Consider the following 21740-nt stretch of genomic DNA (forward strand, 5'->3'; position numbering starts at 1 on the left):
CGGTCTCGGACACGGTCTCGGACGCGGTCTCAGACGCGGCAGAGCACCTCGCCGTGCAGCACGGTGAACCAGCCGTCCTCCCGCTCGCCCCACTCCCGCCACGCGTCCGCGATCCGCCGCAGGTCCTCCTGCGTGGCGTGGCCGCCGTCCACGGCCCGCCGGGCGTACGAGGAGGCGACCGTGCGGTCGGCCCACAGGCCGCTCCACCACGCCCGCTCCTCCGGCGTGGCGTAGCACCACGTCCCGGCGGTGGCGGTGATCTCGGTGAAGCCCGCCCGGCGGGCCCAGGACAGCAGCCGGCGGCCGGCGTCCGGCTCGCCGCCGTTGTCCCGGGCCACCCGGTGGTACAGGTCCAGCCAGTCGTCCAGGCCGGGGACGGCCGGGTACCACGTCATGGCGGCGTAGTCGGAGTCGCGGACCGCCACCAGCCCGCCGGGCTTGCACACCCGGCGCATCTCGCGCAGCGCGGCCACCGGGTCGGCGAGGTGCTGGAGCACCTGGTGGGCGTGGACCACGCAGAACGAGTCGTCGGGATGGTCCAGGGCGTGGACATCGCCGGTCTCGAACCGGACGTTGGACAGCCCGCGCCCGGCGGCCACCGACCGGGCCTGGTCGAGCACGGCGGGCGCGGTGTCCACGCCCACGACCTCGCCCTGGGGGACCAGCTCGGCCAGGTCCGCGGTGATGGTGCCGGGGCCGCAGCCGATGTCCAGGATCCGCATATGGGGCCTCAGGTGCCCGGTCAGATACGCGGCGGAGTTGGCCGCGGTGCGCCAGGTGTGCGAGCGCAACACCGACTCGTGGTGTCCATGCGTGTAGACGGCGGTGGCAGCGGTGGCGGCGGTGGCGGCGGTGGTGTTCCCGGGCATGGCTCGGCTCCCCTTCGAGGCGACATCTCGACGACATCGAGACGACCTGACGACATCGCCACCGTACGCCGTCATCTCGCATATCGAGAGGGGTGTCTCGCTATATGGTCGATCCCGGGGTCGGCCAGTTGTCGGGGGCCGCGCGGCTGATGTCCGCGAGCGCGGAATCGGGGTCGCGCTCCTGCGCCAGGTCCCCGATGCTGACGACCCCGAGCGGGCGCCCGCCGTCCACGACCGGCAGCCGGCGCACCGCGTGGCGGCGCATCAGCGTGACCGCCTGGGTGACGTCCGTGTCCGGGCCCACCTTCACCGGATCCGGGGTGCACACCGCCTGGCAGCTCACCGTCAGGGGGTCCACCCCGTCGGCGACCGCGCGCAGCGTGATGTCGCGGTCGGTGAGCACGCCGAGCAGCTCGCCGTCCCTCGCCACGAACACATCGCCGATGTCCTGAGCGCGCATCAGTTGGGCCGCTTCGACCACGGAGGCGTCGGGCCGCACCGTCGCGACGGCCGGCGTCATGACGTCCTTCACCTGTTGTGCCATGTCTGCTCGCCTTCTCTTCGCTGGTCTGCTGCGATGGAGTGCTGCCGCAGTACCCCGGGCCGCCCCGGGTATGCACCGCCTGCGCACCTCCTGCGCGGCACCTATGCGTCGGGTGCTGTGCGGCGCTAGGCGCGGGGCCGCAGACCGAGGCCGGAGACGACCTCCTGCACGTTGCGATAGGTGCGGTCCTCGGGCAGGTGGCCGAGCAGTTCGATCAGTCGGTCCGGCGCATGCGCCTCGTGCAGGGCGCGCAGCAGCGTTCCGCGCTTGGCCGGGAACGGGGTGCGCCCCAGGTGGCGGGCGAGTTCGAACCGCAGCGCCTCGGCCTCGCCGCCCGCGCCGCGCGGCGGTACCGGCCCGGTGGTGACGTCGGGGTCGTCGTCGGCGCCCGGCTCCGGGTCGTGCCATTCCTCGGCCCGGGTGGGGTGGCCCGAGCGGATCAGGCCCTGCAGCTCGTGCTTCATCTCGTCGTCCTTGTGGACGCTCAGCCGATCGCTGCCTCGTTGCATGGTGTGGTCCTCCTCGCTCTCGTGGTTCACGGCCCTGCCGGGCCTCCCTCGTACGGCCAGCGCAGCAGCGCGCCGAGCCCGCCGACCGGCACGGCGTCCGGGTCGTCCGGCGCGGTGCGCACGGCGACCACCTCCGCTCCGGTGGCGGCCGCGGAGCGGATCAGCGCGTCGTCCGCGCGGGCCGCCGCGGGCCGGGTGTCGCCCAGGTACTGGATGTCGGTGCGGCGCAGCGCCAGTTGGTCGGGGTCGGCGCCCACCCACACCTCGCGGTAGACATCGGCGCCGTCGGGCCGCACCAGCAGCGTGTCGATGCGGTGCTCGCGCGCCGCGTCGATGAGCGCGGGCACGCCCTCGGCCGCGTCCAGCCGCCCGTCGACGGGCACCCGCTCCGCCCGGAACCGGTCGACGGCCTCGTCGACGTGGTGGCGCGTGTGCCGGGCGCGTGCCTCCTCCACATCCTGGTCGAGCAGCCGGGCGGCGTGGGTGCCGCGCGGCGCCGAGCCGGGGGCGCGGCCACCATGTTCGGTCTCGACGGTCGCGGAGCGCAGCTGCTCGGGCAGCCGGTCGTGCACGGCCCGCCGCTCCCGCGCGTCGCCGACCAGGACCAGCAGATCGGCGTCGGTCTGCTCCTGGCGGGCGCGCAGCTCGTCGGCGATCCGGGCGGCGTTGTGCTCCCAGGTGTTCTCGACCTTGAGCTGGAAGTGGCGCTCGGACCAGTCGGCGGTGGCGGTGCGGTGCACCGGCCACTGCCGTCCGCTCAGCCCCCCGGCGGGGGCGGTGCCCCGCGCGCCGCGCAGCTCGAAGTCGGCGCCCGTCCGGTCGATGTAGGCCACCAGGCAGGACGGGTCCTCGCCGCCGAAGTCCAGCAGCGGCCCCACGTGCGGCAGCGCCGACCAGCAGGCCTGCGCTCCGCCCGGGGGGACGGTCAGCGGCGGGTCGAGCACCACCTCGCCTTGGGTGGCGAAGACGGCCCGGCCCACCGGTTCCACCGCGGGTGGCAGCGCGCACAGCGCGTCGTACACCGCGCGGCAGGTGTCCTGGTCGGCGCCCTGCCGCTCCAGCCGGCGGCAGGCGTCGCGGGCGGCGCGCTCCCGCTCCTCGGCCGAGGACTGGTCGTGGTGCGAGGTGTCGAAATAGACGGTGGCCCAGGGACCTGGACGTTCGAAGAGCGGATTGAGGAATCCGAGTCGCATGTGTTCCCTCCCGGGAGATCCCGGTTTCGCGTCCTCCACGCGTACCCGTCGCGCGCCCATCGACACGAGGTTTGACCCGGCGGACGGGTGGGGACCCGGTGGTCGGCCGAGCGGCCATTGGGAGTGGGAAGCGGCATCGGGCGCGGGGCTGTCAGGGGCCCGCGCCCGATGCCCTGCGCCGGAGCGCCTGTGCCGGGGCGCGGATGCCGTACGGCCGGGTCCATAGGGCCGGGCCGGCGGTGTGTTAGGCCGTCCAGGTCATGGGTACTTGTCGCATATGACCGATAAGTCGAAGGTCGTGGTGGTGACGGGTGCCAGCGCCGGCGTGGGGCGGGCCACCGCCCGCGCGTTCGCCGATCGCGGTGACCGGGTGGCCCTGCTGGCCCGGGGCGGCACCGGGCTCGCCGCCGCGGCGGAGGAGGTGTCGCGGCGCGGTGGAGAGGCGCTGGTGGTGCCCGTGGACGTCGCCGACCACAAGGCGGTGGACGAGGCGGCCGCGCAGGTCGAGGAGGAGCTGGGCCCGATCGACATCTGGGTGAACAACGCCTTCACGACGGTGTTCGCGCCCTTCACCGAGATCGGCCCGGACGAGTTCCGGCGCGTCACCGAGGTCACCTATCTGGGCTTTGTGAACGGCACCCGCGCCGCCCTGCGCCATATGCTGCCCCGCGACCGCGGCACCGTCGTCCAGGTCGGCTCCGCGCTCGCCTACCGGGGCATTCCGCTGCAGTCCGCCTACTGCGGCGCCAAACACGCCATCCAGGGCTGGAACGAGTCCGTGCGCTGCGAGCTGCTGCACCGCCACAGCCGGGTGCGGGTGACGATGGTGCAGCTCCCGGCCCTCAACACCCCGCAGTTCGACTGGGTGCTGACCCGGCTGCCGCGCCGCGCCCAGCCCGTGCCGCCCATCTACCAGCCCGAGGTCGCCGCCCGCACCGTGCGGTACGCGGCCGACCACCCGCGCCGCCGGGAGTACTGGGTCGGCGGCAGCACCGTCGCCACGCTGCTGGCCAACGCCGTCGCCCCGGGCCTGCTGGACCGCTACCTGGGCCGCACCGGCTTCTCCTCCCAGCAGCGCTCCGAGCCCACCGACACCGACGCCCCGGGCAACCTGTGGCTGCCCGCGGACGGCACCGGCGGCCATGACTTCGGCGCGCACGGCAGCTTCGACGACCAGGTGGCGCGGCGCGTGGTGCAGCCCTGGTTCGGCCGCCACCGCCCCGCGCTCACCGCCGCCGCGCTGGCCGCCGGGGTCGGTGGCGCGGTCGCCGCCGCCCGGCTGCGGAAGGGGTGTGGACGCCATGGCTGAGCGGGACCGGGACCGGCGGAACACCCGCCCCAGCCCCCACGATCCGCTGCTCGCCCGCCACCGCGAGGCGCTCGACCTCTTCACCGAGCGGGTGCACGCCATCCGGCCGGACCAGTGGGACGACCCCACGCCGTGCACCGAGTGGACCGTACGCGACCTGGTGAACCACCTGGCGGTCGAGCAGATGTGGGTGCCCCCGCTGGTGCGGGACGGCCGGACGATCGCCGAGCAGGGCGACGCCCTTGATGGCGACCTGCTGGGCGAGGACCCCGTCGCCGCCTGGGACGAGGCGGCCGCGGCGGCCCGCGAGGCGTTCACCGCCCCGGGCGCGCTGGAGCGTACGGTCGACCTCTCCTTCGGCGAGACCCCCGCCGAGGAGTACTGCGCGCAGATCACGATCGACGCCACGGTCCACGCCTGGGACCTGTCCCGGGCCATCGGGGTGGACGAGCGGATCCCCAAGCCGCTGGTCGACTTCTCGGTGCGGGCGGTGGCGCCGTACGCGGCGGAGCTGGAGAAGAGCGGGATGTTCGCCGCCGCCGTCGAGCCCCCGTCGGGCGCCGACGCCCAGGCCAAGCTGCTCGCCCTGCTCGGCCGGGAAGTCTGACTCTGACAGAGCGACGAACAAACACGACCGATGGGCACCGCGCCCCGCGCGGTGCCCATCGGTCGTGTTCCCTCCGGTGTGCGGCTCAGCAGCGCAGCTGAGGCCGGTCCCAGTGCCGGTGGGCGGCGATGGCCTCGGTGAAGGCCCGGGTGAACTCCTCGCTCGCCGTCCCGGTCGTGCAGTCCGTGACCACCCCGCGGTCGGCGCACACGTGCCCGTGGCCCGAGGCGATGTGCAGCCCCTCCGGGTCCAGCGCCGTCAGGATGCCCACTCCCGAGCCCAGCGCCCCGATCGCCTTGCCGTGCCGGTAGGCGTCCCGGACGAACCGCATGGCCGCCTCGTCCGACCGCACGCCCGGGGTGCCGACGGGCCCGCCGGGCAGCAGCACCGCGTCGTAGAGCACCGAGGCCACCGTCGGCAGGGCGCGGTCCACCGCGTAGCCGTTGCCGTCGCTGCCGAGCACCTTCCCGTCGTGCGGGGCGAGGGCCTCGACGACGGCGCCCTGCGAGCTGAGCGCCTCCTGGGCCTGGGTGAGCTGGGCGGTGTCCACCCCGTCGGTGACCAGCACCGCGATCTGGCGGGTGCGGATGGAGCCGTCGCCGCGCAGGTTCTCCAGGCTGAGCGCGGGGGAGGCCACGGGCTTGTGCTCGTTGTTCGCCGGGGCCGGCGGGGCCACCCCGACGCCCTCGGCGACCGCAGTGGCCAGGCCGTGATCGACATGCGCCAGCTGGCCCACCGTGCGCTCGCGCACCTGTACCGCGTTGACCTTCCCCAGCTCGAAGCGGAACGCCTCGACGATGTGCCGGCGCTCCCAGTCGCTCATGCTGTTCCAGAACAGCGCGGCCTGGCTGTAGAAGTCCTTGAAGCTCTCGCTGCGCTGACGGATCTTGTGGCCGTCGACCCGCTCGGTGTAGTGCGAGAACGCGTAGCCGTCCGCGCCGGCGATGGCCGGGCAGCCGCCGCCCAGCGAGTTCGGGGAGTAGTTGGTTCCCGTGTGGATGGCGGACTGGTGGTAGCCGTCGCGCTGGTTGGTGCGGACCGGGGCCACCGGCCGGTTCACCGGGATCTGCGCGAAGTTCGGCCCGCCCAGCCGGATCAGCTGGGTGTCCAGGTACGAGAAGTTGCGGGCCTGGAGCAGCGGGTCGTTGGTGAAGTCGATACCGGGCACCACATTGGCGGTGTGGAAGGCCACCTGCTCGGTCTCGGCGAAGAAATTGTCCGGGTTGCGGTTGAGCACCATCCGGCCGATGGGCCGCACCGGCACCTGCTCCTCCGGAATGATCTTCGTGGCGTCGAGCAGATCGAAGTCGAAGGTGAACTCGTCCTCCTCGGGGACCAGCTGCACCCCCAGCTCGTACTCGGGGTACTCGCCCGCCTCGATCGCCTCCCACAGGTCGCGCCGGTTGAAGTCCGGGTCGCGGCCCTGGCACTCCTGCGCCTCGTCCCACACCAGCGAGTGCACCCCGAGCTTCGGCTTCCAGTGGAACTTGACGAAGGTCCCCCGGCCCCGCGCGTCCACGAACCGGAAGGTGTGCACCCCGAACCCCTGCATCATGCGGTAGCTGCGCGGGATGGCCCGGTCGGACATCATCCACATCATCATGTGGGTGGTCTCGGGCTGCAGCGACACGAAGTCCCACAGCGTGTCGTGCGCCGACGCGCCGGTGGGGATGTCGTTGTGCGGCTCGGGCTTGACCGCGTGCACGAAGTCGGGGAACTTGATGCCGTCCTGGATGAAGAACACCGGCATGTTGTTGCCGACCAGGTCGTAGTTGCCCTCGGACGTGTAGAACTTGGTGGCGAAGCCGCGCACGTCGCGCACCGTGTCCGAGGAGCCGCGCGGCCCCTGCACGGTGGAGAAGCGCACGAACACCGGAGTGCGCACGGACGGGTCCTGGAGGAAGGCGGCGCGGGTGAACTCCGCGCAGGACTCGTACGGTTCGAAGTAGCCGTACGCGCCCGCGCCCCGGGCGTGCACCACCCGCTCCGGGATCCGCTCGTGGTCGAAGTGCGTCAGCTTCTCGCGGAAGTGGAAGTCCTCCATCAGGGTGGGGCCGCGCTCGCCCACGCTGAGCGAGTCGTCGGTGTGGTCGACCGCCACCCCCTGGTCGGTGGTCAGCGGGCCCTCGGCGGGGTCGGCGGCCCGGTGCTCCTCGCGCTGTCGTTGCTTGCGGTCCTCGGTCATCAGGGCGCTCCCTTCGAGCCGGACCGGGCGAACACGTCGAGGAACGCCTCGCAGAACGCCTTGAGGTCGTCCGGCTTCCGGCTGGTGATCAGGGTGTTGGGGCCGCCGTCGCAGAACTTCACCTGCTCGTCCACCCAGGTGCCGCCCGCGTTGCGGATGTCGGTGCGCAGACTCGGCCAGGAGGTGAGGGTCCGGCCGCGCACCACGTCGGCCTCCACCAGGGTCCAGGGGGCGTGGCAGATCGCGGCGACCGGCTTGCCCGCCTCGAAGAAGCCCTTGGCGAAGGCCACGGCCTTCTCGTCCATGCGCAGGAAGTCGGGGTTGGCGACCCCGCCCGGCAGCACCAGACCGTCGTACTCGTCGACCGTCGCGTCCGCGACGACCTGGTCAACGGCGAAGGTGTCCGCCTTGTCGAGGTGGTTGAAGGCCTGGATACGGCCGGACTTGGTGGACACCAGGCGTGGGGTGCCGCCGGCGTCGCGTACCGCCTGCCAGGGGTCGGTGAGCTCTACCTGCTCGACGCCCTCGGGCGCGACGAGGAAGGCGACCTGCATGGTGTTTCACGTCCTTTCGGATCTGGGTCATCGGTGTTGCTGGTTGCCGGTGTTGCTGGTGTTCTCGTTGTTCTGGTTGTTCTCGCTGTTGGCAGCTCCTCACCGCGCCACCACCCGCAGGGTGCGCAGCGACGGGTCGGCGGTCTCCGGTACGTACATCCCGGCCTCGACTCCGCTGCGCAGGTAGTCCGCCACCTCGCGGCTGATCCGCTCGCCCGGGGCCACCGCGGGCACCCCCGGCGGGTACGGGCTCGCCATCTCCGCCGCGACGCGGCCCACCGCCTCCTCGATGGGGACCTGCTCGGCAGGTCCGAAGAACGCGTCGCGCGGCAGCATCACGGTCTCCAGCTCCAGGCCCGCCGGGCTGGGCAGGTGGACCCCGGCCGGCGGGGGCATCTCGTCGCGCTGCTTGACCAGCTCGGTGAGCGCGTCGATCAGGTCCATGCAGCTCTCCTCGGTGTCGGCGTGGGTGAGCTGGGCGACCACCCGGCGGTGGTCGGACAGGCCGACGTTGATCTGGCGGTTGGAGCGCAGCCAGTCGGCGACGCCGTAGCCGCTGGTACCCAGCCCCGACACATCGATGGTGACCATCAGGGGGTCGTGGTCGAAGGCCCGCCCGGGCCCGGTCAGCTCCTCCCGGCCCAGGGGCAGCAGACCCGTCAGCGAGGCGATCTCCGCCCGGGTGCGGCGGCTGAGGTCCAGGGCCCGCCCCAGCAGCTCGTGTCCCCGCTCGACCATCTGGCGCCGCCAGCCGTCCAGGGCCGCGTACATCAGCACCGAGGGGCTGGTGGTGCCCAGCAGGTCCTCGCGGGCCTTCAGGGCGTCGGGGTCGATCAGGTCGCCGCGCAGATGGAACACCGAGCCCTGCTCCAGGCCCGAGCCCATCTTGTGGACGCTGGTCACGCAGAGGTCCCCCTCCGCGTCCATCGCCCAGCTCGGCAGGTCCTCGTGGAAAGGCAGATGGGCGCCCCACGCCTCGTCCACCACCAGCGGCTTGCCCCGCCGGTGGCACACCTCGGCGACGCCCCGCAGATCGGCGCAGGTGCCGTACGCGGTGGGGGAGATCAGCAGCATCCCCTTGGCGTCCGGCGCGCGGGCGAACGCCTCCTCGACCTCCTCCGGGCCGGGCGGGTAGGCGAAGTGGTGGCCGACGTCCCAGCGGGGGTGGACCCACACCGGCTCGATCCCGGCGATGATCAGGCCCGCCACCACGGATTTGTGGGCGTTGCGCGACACCAGCAGCTTCTCGTGCGGCCCGGCGACCGCGAGCATCGCGGACTTGACCGACAGCGAGCTGCCGCAGGTGGAGAAGAAGGTGTGGTCGGCGTGGACCGCGTCGGCCATCAGGGCCGCGGCCCGGGCCAGCACCTCGCCGGACAGCCGGCGGTCGTCGAGCCCGTTCATCAGCAGCAGGTCCGAGGCGAAGACCCCGCGGCCCAGTATCTCGACGACGCGGGGATCGGCCCCGGCACCCTGCTTGTGCCCGGGCGGGCTGAAGGGGCGGCTGTGGCGCCGCCGGTACTCGGCGAGCGCGTCGAGAACGGGGGCGTGCGAATGGTCCATCGCGGGGTCCTCCCGGCTGGTCGTCCGATCCGGTAGTGCGGGTAGCCAGCCGGAACGGGCCGAAACCGGGATGTCACCCGATCAGCGGCGGGCGGCGGGGCCGGGCCGGGAGCGGTCGGCGGCGGTCGGCGGGGCCGGTCGGGGGTGTCACAGCACGCGGTACGCGGTGGCGGCCTCGTGCCGGAAGGTCATGCCGTGTCCCGGCTCGCCGCTCGCCCCCGGCCGCACCACGCCGCCCGTGGGGTCCAGCGAGCCCGTGAAGAACTCGGACTCGATGCGCACATGGTCGTGGAACCACTCCAGGTGGCGCAGATTGGGCACGCACGCGGCGGCGTGGGCGTGCGCGTGCGGGGCGCAGTGTCCGGACAGCTCCAGGCCGTGGGCCTCGGCGACGGCCGCCGCGCGCAGCCAGACGGTGATCCCGCCGCAGCGGGTGATGTCGGCCTGCAGACAGTCGACCGCCGGCGCCATCCGGCCGAAGTACGACAGGTCGTAGCCGTACTCGCCGGCCGCCACATCGCACACCACCTGGTCGCGGACCACCCGCAGCCCCTCCAGGTCGTCGGAGGACACCGGCTCCTCGAACCACCCCACCCCCTGCTCGGCCAGCGCCCGGCCCACCCGCACCGCCTCCTTGCGGGTGTACGCGCCGTTGGCGTCCACGTACAGCTCGGCGTGCGGGCCGATGGTCTGGCGGGCGTGGCGCACCCGCGCCAGGTCGCGCTCGACGGCCCGCCCCCATGACTCACCGATCTTGATCTTGACGCGCTGGATGCCGTGGCCGTGGACCCAGCCGGTCAGCTGGGTGGCCAGATGGGTGTCGTGGTACGTGGTGAAGCCACCGGAGCCGTACACCGGCACCTCCGCGCGCACCGCGCCGATCAGGTGCACCAGCGGCTGCCCCAGCAGCCGCGCCTTGAGGTCCCACAGCGCCAGGTCCACCGCGGAGATCGCGCAGGCCACCAGGCCCGGCCGGCCCGCGTTGCGCACCGCGCGGCTCATCGCCTCGTTCGCCCCCGCCACGTCCAGCGCGGAGCGCCCCACGACCTGGCCGCACAGCAGGTCGCGCACCACCGGCCCGGCGGCCGCCGGGGCGTAGGTCCAGCCCAGCCCGCGGGTCCCCGCGCTGTGGGCCTCCACCACCACGACGGTCGTCGCGTCCCAGGCCAGCGTGCCGTCCGCCTCCGGCGAGTCCGTCGGCACCGTGTAGGCCGTGACCTCCAGCCGCTCCACCTTCATCGCCGGGCGGCCTTCCGGGCGGGGGCCTCGGGAACCCGGCCGTGGACGAGCCGGTCCGCGGCCCGGTCCGCGAGCGCCATGATGGTGAGGGCCGGGTTGGCGCTGCCCTGCGTCGGCAGCACACTGCCGTCGGTGATGAACAGATTGGGCACGGCGAAGGTGCGCAGGTCCGAGTCCACCACGCCCTCCTCGGGGTTCCGGCCCATCCGGCAACCGCCCACCAGGTGCGCGTACCGCCCGATGGTCATCAGCTCGCCCGCCCCGGCCGCGCGCAGGATGTCCTCCATGACCTTCTGGGCCGCCTCCATCAGCATGTCGTCATTGGCGCACTGGCTGTGGTCGAAGCGGGCCACGGGCAGGCCCAGCCGGTCGGTCTCGTCGGCGAGCGTGACCCGGTTGTCGGGCTGGGGCAGGAACTCGCACAGCGCGCCCAGGGTCGCCCAGTGCACGTAGTCCCGCATCCGGGAGCGCAGATCCGCCCCCCAGTGGCCCTGGGCGGCGACGTGCTCGGCCCAGGTGATCGGCAGCGGGGACACCGTCTGGATCGAGAAGCCGCGCCGGTACGGCTTGGCGGGGTCGGTCTCGTAGAACTCCTCGCTGGACACCTCCGGGGGCGGCGCCTTGTACATCCGGATCTCGTCGGGGAAGCGGCCCGCGGTCTGCGGGGCGCCCTGCACCATCACATAGCGGCCCACCAGGTCGTGGCCGTTGGCCAGGCCGTGCGGGTGGCCGGGCCCGGCGGAGTTCAGCAGCAGCCGCGGCGTCTCGATGGAGTAGCCCGCCACCGCCACCGCCCTGGCCCGCTGGACGCGCTCCCGGCCCTCGCGCACATACGCTACGCCCGTCGCCCGCCGCCCGGCGGCGTCCATCACCACCCGGGTGGCCATCGCGCCGTCGCGGATCTCGGCGCCGTGTGTGATCGCGTCGGGCACATGGGTGATCAGCGGGGACGCCTTGGCGTCCACCTTGCAGCCCTGGAGACAGAAGCCCCGGTAGATGCAGTGCGGGCGGTTGCCGAAGCGGCCGTTGGCGATGGCCACCGGCCCCACGCGGGCCCGGATGCCCAGCCGTGCGCAGCCCTCCAGCATCACCTCGCCGTTGCCGCCGACCGGGTGCGGGGCGTGTGGGTGGGGGTGCGGGTCGCCCCACGGCCAGTACTGGCCCGCCACCGGCAGCTCCCGCTCGAGCCGCTCGTAGTACGGGCGCAGCTGCTCGTACCGGATCGGCCAGTCGGCGCCCACGCCGTCCTGGCTGCGGGTCCGGAAGTCGGAGGGGTGGAAGCGCGGGGTGTAGCCGGCGAAGTGCACCATCGACCCGCCGACGCCCCGCCCGGAGTTGTTCGCCCCCAGCGGCACGGGGTGGCTGCCGCCGATGACCCGCGGCTCGTTCCAGTACAGGTGGCGGGAGCCCGCCTCGTCGCTCACCCAGTCGTGCTCCGGGTCCCAGAACGGCCCCGCCTCCAGGCACACCACCCGCCACCCGGCGTGCGCCAGCCGCTGGGTGAAGGTCGCGCCGCCCGCGCCGCAGCCCACCACCACCATGTCGACCTCGTCGTCGTCCTCGAACCGCCGCATGTCCGAGCGCAGCCGGGTCACATGCGGCAGCCAGGCGGAGGCGTTGCGGGCCCGTACGTCGCCCTGGGGGCGCAGCGTCTCGCGCAGCGTGCCGGTGGCCGGGCGCCACCACCGCTTTCCGCTCATCGGTCCTTCCATCGGCCGCCCTCCCACATCGCCGCCCGGGCTCAGCAGTCCGTCTCCGTCGCCGGCTCCTCGGCCGGCGGGCTCTCCCACGGCTCGCGCGTGCCGCGCCCCAGCCGCAGATAGCCGCGCGGATAGGCCGGGCCGCCGAAGCCGATCTCCTCCCAGGCGTACGGATGGGCGTAGTACGCGGTGCACGCGTAGCGGGACCACAGCGTCCAGACGTGCCCGGCGGGCATGCCGTACCAGTCGTGCGACCCGAGGTCCTGGATGTGGCGCAGCAGCCGGTGCCGGTCGCCGTGGGTCACCTGGCCGAACGTGCGGCCGTCGTGCCGCACCTTCGTCTCCTCGTCCAGCGCGGCCAGCGAGCGGCGCCACGCCTCGTCGTCCTCCGGCATGTCGGCGAACCGCCAGCCCTCGAACTCGCGGGCGGCCAGCCGGGCGTCGATCACCGGCAGCACCGGGATCGGCGGATCGTCGTGCCGGCGCGCCAGCAGCAGGTCCAGCAGCGGCCCGGCGGCCGCCTCCTCGGCCGGGGTGAAGAAGCTCAGCGGCGGCCGCGGCCCGAGCCTGGCCAGCACCACCCCGCCCGTCGCCGCGTCCCACGTCGGTATCTGGCTCAGCGGGCCCTTCTTCGCCGATGAGGGCTCGGCTCTCCCACGCCGCGCCGTCACCGCTCCCTCCGCAGCACGCTCGCGAGCAGGCCCATCCCGCCCACCATGCACATCAGCAGCGGCGCGAACAGCGGCGGGCCCAGCTCGATGTTGTAGCGGGCCATCCGCCAGCCGCCGGGCTTGGCGGCGATCCCGCGCACATGGAGATACGTGCCCTGCAGCCCGTTGGCCACGATGGCGGCCGAGGCCACCGGGAGCGCGGTGTGCGCGGCCCGCCGGTCGGCGAACCCCGCCACGCCCGCGACGACCCCGACCGGGCCGAGCGCCACCGGCCACCACATCACGCGGTTGCCGAACCCGGCACGGTCGTGTTCCAGATAGATCTCGGCGGCCGTGATCGCCGAGCCCAGGGCGGTCGCCAGGGAGAGCGACCGCTCCAGCCGCCCGTACCGCACATCACGGGCCAGCCGCGCGGCCCGGCGGGCGGCCGGGCGGCGCGCCAGGCGGCCGACCCGGGCGAGGGTCCGCGCGTCCCGCGTGAGCCGTGCCATCACGGCCGCTCACTCCTCGCTCTTCTTGCGGTGCGTCCGGTGCGGCAGGAACTCCTGCACCTTCGCCTTCAGGCCCTGGCGCACCATGCCCGCCCGGTCCGTGTCGCCCTTGACGATCGACCCCAAGGTGGCCTCCATCTGCTCCCAGGTGGCGTGCGGCGGGATCGGCGGCACGGCGGGGTCGGTCAGGAACTCCACCACCGCCGGGCCGTCCGCGTTCAGCGCGTCACGCCACGCCTGCTCCACCTGCTCGGGCTTCTCCACCCGGATGCCGGTCAGCCCCAGCGACTCGGCGAACCGCGCGTACCGCACATCCGGAATCTGCTGCGACGGAAGGAACTGGGGCGCGCCGCTCATCGCCCGCATCTCCCAGGTCACCTGGTTCAGGTCGTGGTTGTTCCACACCGCGACCACCAGCCGCGGGTCGTCCCAGGCGTGCCGGTACTTGGCCGCGGTGATCAGCTCGGCCATGCCGTTCATCTGCATCGCCCCGTCCCCGACCAGCGCCACCACGGGCCGGTCGGGCTGGGCGAACTTGGCGCCGATGGCGTACGGCACCCCGCTGCCCATGGTGGCCAGCGTGCCCGACAGCGAGCCGCGCATCTGGCCGCGCATCCGCAGGTGGCGGGCGTACCAGTTGGCCACCGAGCCGGAGTCGCAGGTGAGGATGGCGTCGCCGGGCAGCAGCGGGTCCAGGCAGTGGGCGACGTACTCGGGGTTGATCGGGTCGGCGCTCACCTCGGCGCGCTGCCGCATCACCTCGCGCCACCGCCGCACCCCCGCGACGACCTCCTCCTGCCAGCCGCGGTCCTCCCTGCGCCGCAGCAGCGGCATCAGCCGCAGCAGGGTCTCGCGCGCGTCGCCGACCAGGTTGACCTCGTACGGGTAGCGCATGCCGATCATGTGCGGGTCCAGGTCGATCTGCACGGCCCGGGCCTTGCCGAACTCCGGCAGGAACTGGGTGTACGGGAAGCTGGAGCCGATGGTCAGCAGCGTGTCGCAGTCCCGCATCAGCTCGTACGAGGGCCGGGTGCCCAGCAGCCCGATCGAGCCGGTCACATACGGCAGCTCGTCGCTGAGCACATCGAGGCCGAGCAGCGCCTTGGCCACCCCCGCGCCCAGCAGGTCGGCGATCCGCTCGACCTCCGCGCGCGCCCCCGCGGCGCCCTGCCCGACCAGGATCGCCACCTTCTCGCCGGCGTTCAGCACCTCGGCCGCACGCTCCACCGCGCTCGCCGAGGGCACCGCCGACCAGCCGCTGCGGTCCAGGCTGGAGGGCACCATCTTGAACTCGTGGGTGGGCGGGGAGTAGTCCAGCTCCTGGACGTCCGCCGGGATGATCACGGCGGTGGGGGAGCGCCGGGCGTACGCGGTGCGGATCGCCCGGTCCAGCACGTTCGGCAGCTGCTCGGGGACCGTCACCGTCTCCAGGAAGTCGGACGCCACGTCCTTGAAGAGGCTGTGCAGGTCCACCTCCTGCTGGTAGGAGCCGCCCATCGCGCTGCGGTGCGTCTGGCCGACCAGCGCCACCACCGGCACATGGTCCAGCTTCGCGTCGTACAGGCCGTTCAGCAGGTGGATGGCGCCCGGTCCGGAGGTCGCCGCGCAGACCCCGAGCCGCCCGCTGAACTTGGCGTACCCGGTCGCCTCGAACGCGGCCATCTCCTCGTGCCGGGCCTGCACGAACCGGGGCTCGTTGTCGGCCCGCCCCCACGCGGCGAGCAGGCCGTTGATTCCGTCGCCCGGGTATCCGAAGACCTGCTCCACACCCCACTCGCGCAGTCGGGCGAGGACGTAGTCGGCGACTTTCATGCTCATGGTGGTCACTCCTGTCGACCGGCTCAGCCGGTCAGCTGCGGCAGCACCTTGGTGCGGTAGAAGTCGAAGAAGCCGCGCTGGTCGGGGCCGATCTGGTTGACGTAGACGGTGTCGAATCCGGCGTCGGCGTACGCGCTGAGCGCGGCCACATGTTTCTCCGGGTCGTCCCCGCAGGTCACGCTCGGGGCCAGATGCTCGGGCCGGACGAGCTCGCTGGCCTGCTCGAAGTGGGCCGGGGTGGGCAGGACCTGCGAGAGCTCGCCGGGCAGCGCCATGTTGGGCCACAGCCGGTGGACGGTACGCAGCGCCTCGTCGGCGTCCGGGCCGTAGCACACCTTCAGGCCCCCGCTGACCGGCTTGGAGTTGCCGCCCGCGCCACTGCCGCGCCGGAAGCGCGCCACCAGCTCCGCGTCGGGGACCATGGTGATGAAGCCGTCGCCGACCCGCCCGGCCAGCGCGGCGGCGGCCGAGCCGAACGCCGCGATGTCGATGGGCACCGGCTCCTCGGGCACCGTGTAGAGCCGCGCGTTCTCGACCGTGTAGTGCTTGCCGTGGTGGCTGACCTCGTGGCCCTCGAAGAGCTGGCGCATCACCGTCACGGCCTCCTCCAGCATTTCCAGCCGGACGGGCGCCTGCGGCCAGCGGCCGCCCAGCACATGCTCGTTGAGCGCCTCTCCGCTGCCCACTCCCAGGCGGAAGCGGTCCTCTCCCAGCAGCACCGCGCTGGTCGCGGCCGCCTGGGCCACGACGGCCGGATGGATACGCATGGTGGGGCAGGTCACCGCGGTCTGCACGGGCAGCGAGGTGGCCTGGGCGAGCGCGCCGATCACCGACCACACGAAGGAGGACTGGCCCTGCGCGTCGTTCCAGGGGTGGTAGTGGTCGGAGATCCACAGGGCGGAGAAGCCCGCCTGCTCCGCCATCCGAGCCTGCTCGACGAGCTCGGTGGGGCCGTGTTCCTCGGCGGCCAGGAAATAGCCGTACTGGGTCATGGAAAGGCCCTCCTCGCAACGCTGGTGCCGGTCAAGGCGCTGGTGCCACGAGGCGACGGGTAACCGGGGTGCGAGGAAGAAAACCTATCCCGGCAGGCGAGCGGCGCCATGGGGGGTGCCGCCACCATCAGGAGGACACGGTCAAGGCCCACGAGGCGACGGCGGTGGCGCAGTAGAAACCGGGAAACGCGAGGTTGTCGAGCACGCGGGCGCGCAGATGGAAGGCGAGCGCGCCCAGGTAGAGCAGGACGAGACCGCAGGCCGCGGCGGCGCCGAGGGGGCGCAGCGCCGCGTCGGAGAGGCCGAGGAGGAGACCCGCCGCACCAGCCAGCTTGAGGGCGGCCAGCCGGGGCAGCCAGGATCGGGGCACACCCACCCGCGCCGAGTTGGCCAGCACGAAGCGCGCCCCGGCGAGGTCAGCTGCGGCGATTCCGACGTTGGCAGCGGCGGTGAACAAGGTGACGACGAGGAATGCGAGCTGGGTACCGGTCATGCCTTCAGGGTCCGCAGGCGCTTCGGCACCGTCCAATACCTGCTTCTATAACCTGGTGGCATGGATGTGGACACGCGCCTGCTCCGGTACTTCGCCGCAGTGGCGGAGGAGGGCACCCTGACCGGGGCGGCGCAGAAATTGTTCGTCTCGCAGCCCGCGCTGACCAAGCAGATCCGGCGCTTGGAGGACGATCTGGGGGTACCGCTCTTCGTGCGTTCGCGGTCCGGGATGGCGCTGACCGAGGCCGGTCGCGAGCTCGCCGCGCGGGTGCCCGCACTGCTGGACGGCTGGGACGAGGCGGTACAGGCAACCGGCCGGGCGGCGCGGCTGCTGCGCCTGGGCTTCCTGGACGCGGGCGCCGTGGGCGCCGTCCACGAGGTCATCGCCGAGTTCCGTCGGGCGCGGCCGGAGTGGCGTGTGGAGCTGCGTCAGTTCGACTGGTCGGACCCGAGTGCCGGCCTGGCCCGAGGCGAGGTGGATGCGGCGGTGGTGCGTTTGCCGTTTCCGGGGCAGGAGGGGCTGAACGTGCGGGAGTTGTTCGTCGAGGAGCGTGGGGTGCTGCTGCCGGCCCGGCATCCGCTGGCGAACAACGGGACGGTGGAGTTCCGGGAGCTCTGGGACGAGCCCTTCGTCGCGGCCGGAGCCGAGACCGGAGCCTGGAGGGAGCACTGGCTGGCGGCGGAGGAGCGGGAAGGCCACCCGGTCCGGGTCGGCGCCGTCACCAGCCGGCCCGACGAGTGGCTCGGAGCGGTGGCTGCCGGCTGTGTAGCGCTGGCCCCGGCGTCGACGGCCCGTTTCTACTCCCACCCGGACGTGGTGTTCCGTCCGGTCCGCGGGGTCTCACCGAGCCGGGTGGGGCTTGCCCGGCCAAAGGGCCGGACACGCGAGGCGACGCTGGACGAGCTGCTGGAGGCCATCGCGCGCCGGCTGAGCCGGCGCTGACGACGGGGCCGACAATCCGCCGGCACGCTGCCCGGCCGGATGGAGCAGTGCTGGACTCAGCCGTGCGCGAGCGGTGCGTTTGCGGGACGTGAGTGAGACGTTTCCAGAACGTCAGCGGCCCCGGGAAAAGTGGTGTCCACACCGCGGGAGCCGCCAAAGAGGAATCCCGCACGGAACGCAGGGGGATCCTGATCATGCGTACTTCCCGGATTCGCACCGCCGCCCTGGCCACCGTCACCGCCGCGCTGGCGCTGGGCCTGACCGCCTGCGGCGGCGGCGACGGCGACTCGAAGGCATCGGCCGGCGAGAAGACCGCCGCCACCGCACAGAGCCGGCCCGCGTCCAACGAGGACGGCAAGGGCGGCACGGAGCAGGCCAACAGCGCCCCTGACAAGGCCTCGGCCGGTTCGGAGGAGGTCGCGAGCAAGGGCGCAAGGGTCGGCGCCCAGCAGTGCGTGGGCGATGAGATGCTGGTCACCGCGGTCCACCGGTTCGCCGGGCAGCAGGGCGACCACCTGCTGCTCACCGCGTCCAACCAGGGCTCCAAGCCGTGCTGGGTGACCTCCTACCCGGCCGTGAGGCTCGGCGACGACAGCCTCGAACTGCCGCACTCGAAGAAAGACAACCCGGGCGGCGACAAGCGCATCACCCTCCAGCCCGGCGGCAAGGTCTACAGCGCGGTGAACCTCTTCGACTACAACTCCCGGCACCAGACGGCACAGGGGCTCGCCATCGCGCTGCGCGGCGCGGACGGCCACGAAAGCCCCTACTACTCCGTCGTCATGAAGGGCCAGAAGCAGCAGTTCAGCTGGAACGAGGCCGACGTGCTGAACTGGAACACCGAGAAGCCGTACGACTTCTAGGACTGCTCCTTCGGGCCGGGCCACTGACGACGCTTCGACATACCCGGCACTCGTTCGGCTTGGACGCGGGCCTGTCGTCGGCCTGAACTGCCATCACGTCACGGCGTCGGCCAGCATGAAGGCGGCCACGGCCAGCAGGACCACCGCGAAGATGCGCTGCAAGCGGGGCCCGGAGACCTTCGCGGCCATGCGTTTGCCGTCCCAGGCACCCAGCATCGCGGTTCCGGCGAACGGGCCGATCGACGCCCAGTCGAGCGAGGTGGCGGCGCCGGAACGAGTGGCCAGTGAGGCCAGCGAGTTGGCCGTGGTGACCAGCAGGCTGGTGCCGACGGCGGCCTCCATCTCGAAGGCCAGGACGGTGACCAGGGCGGGGACGGCGAGAAAGCCGCCGCCCACACCGAGCAGTCCGGTCAGCGCGCCCAGGCCGGCACCGGCCCCGGCTGCCTTGCCCGGCCGCACGCCGCCGCTCCCTGGGCGGGTGGTGCCGGCAGGCCGGAGCATGCTGAGGGCGGAGAGGACGGCTGTAGCGGCGAAGGCGATGGTGAGGGCGGCTTGGGGCAGGTGGGTGGCGGCGGCTCCGGCGGCGGCCGCCGGAAGAATCCCGGCGGCCGCGAACGCTGCCCCGGCCTTCCACCGCACCTGCCCGGCCCGGGCATGCGCGTACAGGGCGGTCAGCGAGGTGAAGACGACGATGATCAGGCCGGCGGTGGTGGCCGCGGCGGGGGTGAAGCCGAGCAGGTAGATGAGGGCGGGCACCGCCAGGACGCTGCCGCCGCCACCGAGGGCGCCGAGCGTCAGGCCGACGACGGCTCCGGCGATCACGGCCAGGATCAGGGCGGTCATGGCCGGATAACGCTGAGGCCCGCCTCGGCGGCGGCCTCGAAGCCGTCATCGATGGCGATCACCTTGCGCCCGGTCGCGTCCAGGAGGGAAGCGGCGATCGCCGCGCGCATCCCGCCGGCGCAGTGCACCCACACCGTGCCGTCCGGCACCTCGCCGACCCGGGCGTGCAGCTGGTGGAGTGGCATGTGCACAGAGCCCTCGATGAAGCCGTTCGCGCGTTCGGAATCCCGGCGCACATCCAGTACCACCACGTCCCCGCCACGCTCGTGTGCCTCGGCGAGGTCGGCGAAACCGGCGCGGGGGAAGGAGGCGAGCTGTTCCCCTTCACGGACCCAGGTGGCCGGGTCTCCCGTGGCGGCGGCAGCCGGGCGGTCGATACCGACCCGGGTCAGCTCCCGCTGCGCGTCGGCGATCTGCGCCGGAGTGTCGCCGAGCAGGGTGACCGGCTTGCCCCACGGGATCAGCCAGGCCACATAGGTGGCCGGATTCCCCGAGCCCTCGAAGTTGAACGATCCGGCCACATGGCCGTCGGCGAAGGCGACCCGGCTGCGCAGGTCCACCACCCACTCACCCGCCGCCAGCCGTTCGGCGATCTGTGCGGCGTCGGCGGGCTCGGGCGGTGTCAGGTCGACAGGCCCGGGGCCGGCGGCGTTGGCCGGGCCCATGTACGTGTAGTAGGCGGGCACGTCGTCCAGCCCGGCCAGGAGCCGCTTCACGAAGGCGTCCACATCCAGGGCGAAAGCGTCGTTGCTGGTGCGTTCGTTGCCGATGGTGGTCGCGTCGCCCTCGGCCTGGGAGGAGGAGCAGAAGCTGCCGAAGCCGTGCGTGGGCAGCACGGGTACCTCGTCGTCGAGCATGGCCGCCAGCCGGTGGACGGAGGTGTGCTGGGCGCGGGCCAGGTGCTCGGTCAGCCGCGGGTCCACCAGGTCCGGACGCCCCACGGTGCCGATCAGCAGCGAGCCGCCGGTGAAGACCGCCACCGCGCGGCCGTCCTCCTCCAGCGCGTATGAGGTGTGGTGCGGGGTGTGGCCCGGGGTGGCTATCGCACGCAGCATCAGGTGCTCGTCCACCTCGGACGTGTCGCCGTCCGTGACGGGAGTGCGAGGGAAGGAGACGTCGGCGCCGGCCGGGACCAGGTAGCGGGCGCCGGTGAGGCGGGCAAGTTCCAGCCCGCCGCTGACGTAGTCGTTGTGCAGGTGCGTCTCGGCTACGTAGGCGATACGCACCCCTCGCCGGGCGGCGGTGGCGATCACCTGGTCGACGTCCCGCGGCGGATCGACCACGACCGCCGCTCGCGGACCGCCGGCCAGGTAACTGCGATTTCCCAGCCCCTCGAACTCCAGGGTTTCGACAAAAAACACGGTAAGACTCCTTTCCGGGATGGCGTACCCAGGAAATTCCCGTCTCGGGAAACCGCCGCCATGTGCACAGACGATCAGCGCCTGAAATGGAGAATTCCCGAGGGTGCGCGGGGGGTGGCGTGCCCGTCCGGCCTCACGTCAGCGGACGTGTCCGGTCGGGGAAGGTGACCGGCAGCCCTGCCGATTCCCATGCCTCAAGGCCCCCTGTCACGCTGTAGACGGAGGACCGGCCTGCGCGGATCGCCTGCGCGCCGCCCTGCACGCTGCGTGTGCCCGTGCGGCATACGAAGGCCAGCGGGCCGTCAGGCAAATCCGGCAGCGAGGCCGGCAACGTACTGAGCGCTGCATGGACCGCGCCGGTCGGGTGACACGCTGCCCATTCATCGTCTTCGCGGACATCGACCAGAGTGAGTTCCCCGTCCGCGACGCGGCGCCACGCCTCGGCGGGAGACAGGTCGGCGGGTGTGTGACCGTCGCCGGGGCCCAGGCCCTGCCGCGTGGCGGGCAGGACCGTCCGAATCGCCTCGTAGTTCGAGGCATGGGCGACGGCTATCCGCTGTCCCAGCATCGGGCAGACATTCATCGCCTCTTCCCAGTGAGCGGTGGACTCCCATTCCGCCACGTTGACGAGACGGAATGTGCTCCCCGGGACGATCGTGCGGAACATGTACGTCCGGATGAAACCGGGTTGAGCGGCCATCACGTCCGCGGCGCCCTGCCAGGCGTCGAGATAAGCGCTTTCCTTATCCTCGTCGATCTCAATCGGGATGATCACGACATGGCGATTTTCCATCTGCTGCCCCTCTGTCCTGTAAGGCAATGACGACTTCTGGAGGGAACACGGCCGAGTCCGAGAAGTGCCGGCTGTGGTTGGTGAGCCGGCCCTTTCCGGATACAGCCTGCACACGCATGCCCAGGACTGGCAAAGAGCTTTGCCGCACCGGCAAATCGGTCGGTGCGGGCGAGGCCGCGGGGGCGGAGGAAAGGACTGTCC

General features: G+C 72.6%; 21 protein-coding genes. 4 read left to right on the forward strand and 17 right to left on the reverse strand.

The window, feature by feature from the left end:
- Positions 1-29 precede the first annotated feature (29 nt).
- The 4 genes from BBH68_RS25170 to BBH68_RS25185 form a co-directional block, all read right to left on the reverse strand.
- Entirely contained in the window at positions 30-869 is an 840-nt protein-coding gene (locus tag BBH68_RS25170; protein WP_065965774.1) for a methyltransferase domain-containing protein, read from the reverse strand.
- Between the two features lie 100 nt (positions 870-969).
- On the reverse strand, positions 970-1413 hold the full coding sequence (locus BBH68_RS25175; protein WP_065965775.1) for a CBS domain-containing protein: 444 nt from the start codon (positions 1411-1413) through the stop codon (positions 970-972).
- A gap of 125 nt (positions 1414-1538) precedes the next feature.
- Complete coding sequence (locus tag BBH68_RS25180; protein WP_065965805.1) at positions 1539-1922, reverse strand: DUF2795 domain-containing protein; 384 nt, start codon at positions 1920-1922, stop codon at positions 1539-1541.
- A gap of 26 nt (positions 1923-1948) precedes the next feature.
- Positions 1949-3115 carry a baeRF2 domain-containing protein gene (locus tag BBH68_RS25185; protein ID WP_065965776.1) on the reverse strand — a complete coding sequence of 389 codons (1167 nt, stop codon included), beginning with the start codon at positions 3113-3115 and terminating at the stop codon, positions 1949-1951.
- A gap of 277 nt (positions 3116-3392) precedes the next feature.
- Between BBH68_RS25185 and BBH68_RS25190 the strand changes: the two genes are divergently transcribed.
- Both BBH68_RS25190 and BBH68_RS25195 read left to right on the forward strand, forming a co-directional pair.
- On the forward strand, positions 3393-4424 hold the full coding sequence (locus BBH68_RS25190; protein WP_065965777.1) for an SDR family oxidoreductase: 1032 nt from the start codon (positions 3393-3395) through the stop codon (positions 4422-4424).
- A complete protein-coding gene (locus BBH68_RS25195; protein ID WP_065965806.1) occupies positions 4417-5031 on the forward strand; it encodes a TIGR03086 family metal-binding protein in 615 nt (204 codons plus the stop codon). The genes BBH68_RS25190 and BBH68_RS25195 overlap by 8 nt, the downstream gene beginning before the upstream one ends.
- 85 nt (positions 5032-5116) lie before the next feature.
- On the opposite strand, the gene BBH68_RS25200 is transcribed toward BBH68_RS25195, so the two are convergent.
- The 10 genes from BBH68_RS25200 to BBH68_RS25245 form a co-directional block, all read right to left on the reverse strand.
- Positions 5117-7216 (reverse strand): catalase, encoded by a 2100-nt coding sequence (locus BBH68_RS25200; protein ID WP_065965778.1) that lies wholly within the window; start codon positions 7214-7216, stop codon positions 5117-5119.
- Complete coding sequence (locus BBH68_RS25205; protein ID WP_065965779.1) at positions 7216-7770, reverse strand: type 1 glutamine amidotransferase domain-containing protein; 555 nt, start codon at positions 7768-7770, stop codon at positions 7216-7218. The genes BBH68_RS25200 and BBH68_RS25205 overlap by 1 nt, the downstream gene beginning before the upstream one ends.
- A gap of 99 nt (positions 7771-7869) precedes the next feature.
- Positions 7870-9333 (reverse strand): aminotransferase class I/II-fold pyridoxal phosphate-dependent enzyme, encoded by a 1464-nt coding sequence (locus BBH68_RS25210; protein WP_065965780.1) that lies wholly within the window; start codon positions 9331-9333, stop codon positions 7870-7872.
- 147 nt (positions 9334-9480) lie between these two features.
- Positions 9481-10572, reverse strand: coding sequence for an enolase C-terminal domain-like protein (locus tag BBH68_RS25215; protein WP_065965781.1), 1092 nt, complete (start codon positions 10570-10572; stop codon positions 9481-9483).
- Positions 10569-12272: a GMC family oxidoreductase gene (locus BBH68_RS25220; RefSeq protein ID WP_079151189.1), complete on the reverse strand. Its 1704-nt coding sequence runs from the start codon at positions 12270-12272 to the stop codon at positions 10569-10571. Before BBH68_RS25220 ends, BBH68_RS25215 begins: the two co-directional genes overlap by 4 nt.
- A 41-nt stretch (positions 12273-12313) precedes the next feature.
- Positions 12314-12943 carry a gluconate 2-dehydrogenase subunit 3 family protein gene (locus tag BBH68_RS39770; RefSeq protein ID WP_158080288.1) on the reverse strand — a complete coding sequence of 210 codons (630 nt, stop codon included), beginning with the start codon at positions 12941-12943 and terminating at the stop codon, positions 12314-12316.
- On the reverse strand, positions 12940-13434 hold the full coding sequence (locus BBH68_RS25230) for a hypothetical protein (protein ID WP_245738300.1): 495 nt from the start codon (positions 13432-13434) through the stop codon (positions 12940-12942). The genes BBH68_RS39770 and BBH68_RS25230 overlap by 4 nt, the downstream gene beginning before the upstream one ends.
- A gap of 9 nt (positions 13435-13443) precedes the next feature.
- Positions 13444-15252, reverse strand: a complete 1809-nt coding sequence (locus tag BBH68_RS25235) for a thiamine pyrophosphate-requiring protein (protein WP_065965783.1) — start codon at positions 15250-15252, stop codon at positions 13444-13446.
- Between the two features lie 23 nt (positions 15253-15275).
- Positions 15276-16244 carry a TIGR03557 family F420-dependent LLM class oxidoreductase gene (locus BBH68_RS25240; protein ID WP_065965784.1) on the reverse strand — a complete coding sequence of 323 codons (969 nt, stop codon included), beginning with the start codon at positions 16242-16244 and terminating at the stop codon, positions 15276-15278.
- A 127-nt stretch (positions 16245-16371) separates the two neighbouring features.
- Positions 16372-16737 (reverse strand): DoxX family protein, encoded by a 366-nt coding sequence (locus tag BBH68_RS25245; RefSeq protein WP_065965785.1) that lies wholly within the window; start codon positions 16735-16737, stop codon positions 16372-16374.
- Between the two features lie 60 nt (positions 16738-16797).
- Here BBH68_RS25245 and BBH68_RS25250 point away from each other — a divergent pair, with 60 nt between their 5' ends.
- Positions 16798-17679 (forward strand): LysR family transcriptional regulator, encoded by an 882-nt coding sequence (locus tag BBH68_RS25250; protein WP_065965786.1) that lies wholly within the window; start codon positions 16798-16800, stop codon positions 17677-17679.
- A gap of 194 nt (positions 17680-17873) precedes the next feature.
- Positions 17874-18542, forward strand: coding sequence for a DUF4232 domain-containing protein (locus BBH68_RS25255; protein WP_065965787.1), 669 nt, complete (start codon positions 17874-17876; stop codon positions 18540-18542).
- Positions 18543-18635: 93 nt separating this feature from the next.
- On the opposite strand, the gene BBH68_RS25260 is transcribed toward BBH68_RS25255, so the two are convergent.
- From BBH68_RS25260 to BBH68_RS25270, 3 genes are all read right to left on the reverse strand, one after another.
- A complete protein-coding gene (locus tag BBH68_RS25260; RefSeq protein WP_065965788.1) occupies positions 18636-19385 on the reverse strand; it encodes a sulfite exporter TauE/SafE family protein in 750 nt (249 codons plus the stop codon).
- A complete protein-coding gene (locus BBH68_RS25265) occupies positions 19382-20746 on the reverse strand; it encodes an MBL fold metallo-hydrolase (RefSeq protein WP_065965789.1) in 1365 nt (454 codons plus the stop codon). The genes BBH68_RS25260 and BBH68_RS25265 overlap by 4 nt, the downstream gene beginning before the upstream one ends.
- Before the next feature lie 133 nt (positions 20747-20879).
- Positions 20880-21539, reverse strand: coding sequence for a rhodanese-like domain-containing protein (locus BBH68_RS25270; protein WP_065965790.1), 660 nt, complete (start codon positions 21537-21539; stop codon positions 20880-20882).
- Positions 21540-21740 lie beyond the last annotated feature (201 nt).

The organism is Streptomyces sparsogenes (assembly GCF_001704635.1).
Taxonomy (GTDB): domain Bacteria; phylum Actinomycetota; class Actinomycetes; order Streptomycetales; family Streptomycetaceae; genus Streptomyces; species Streptomyces sparsogenes.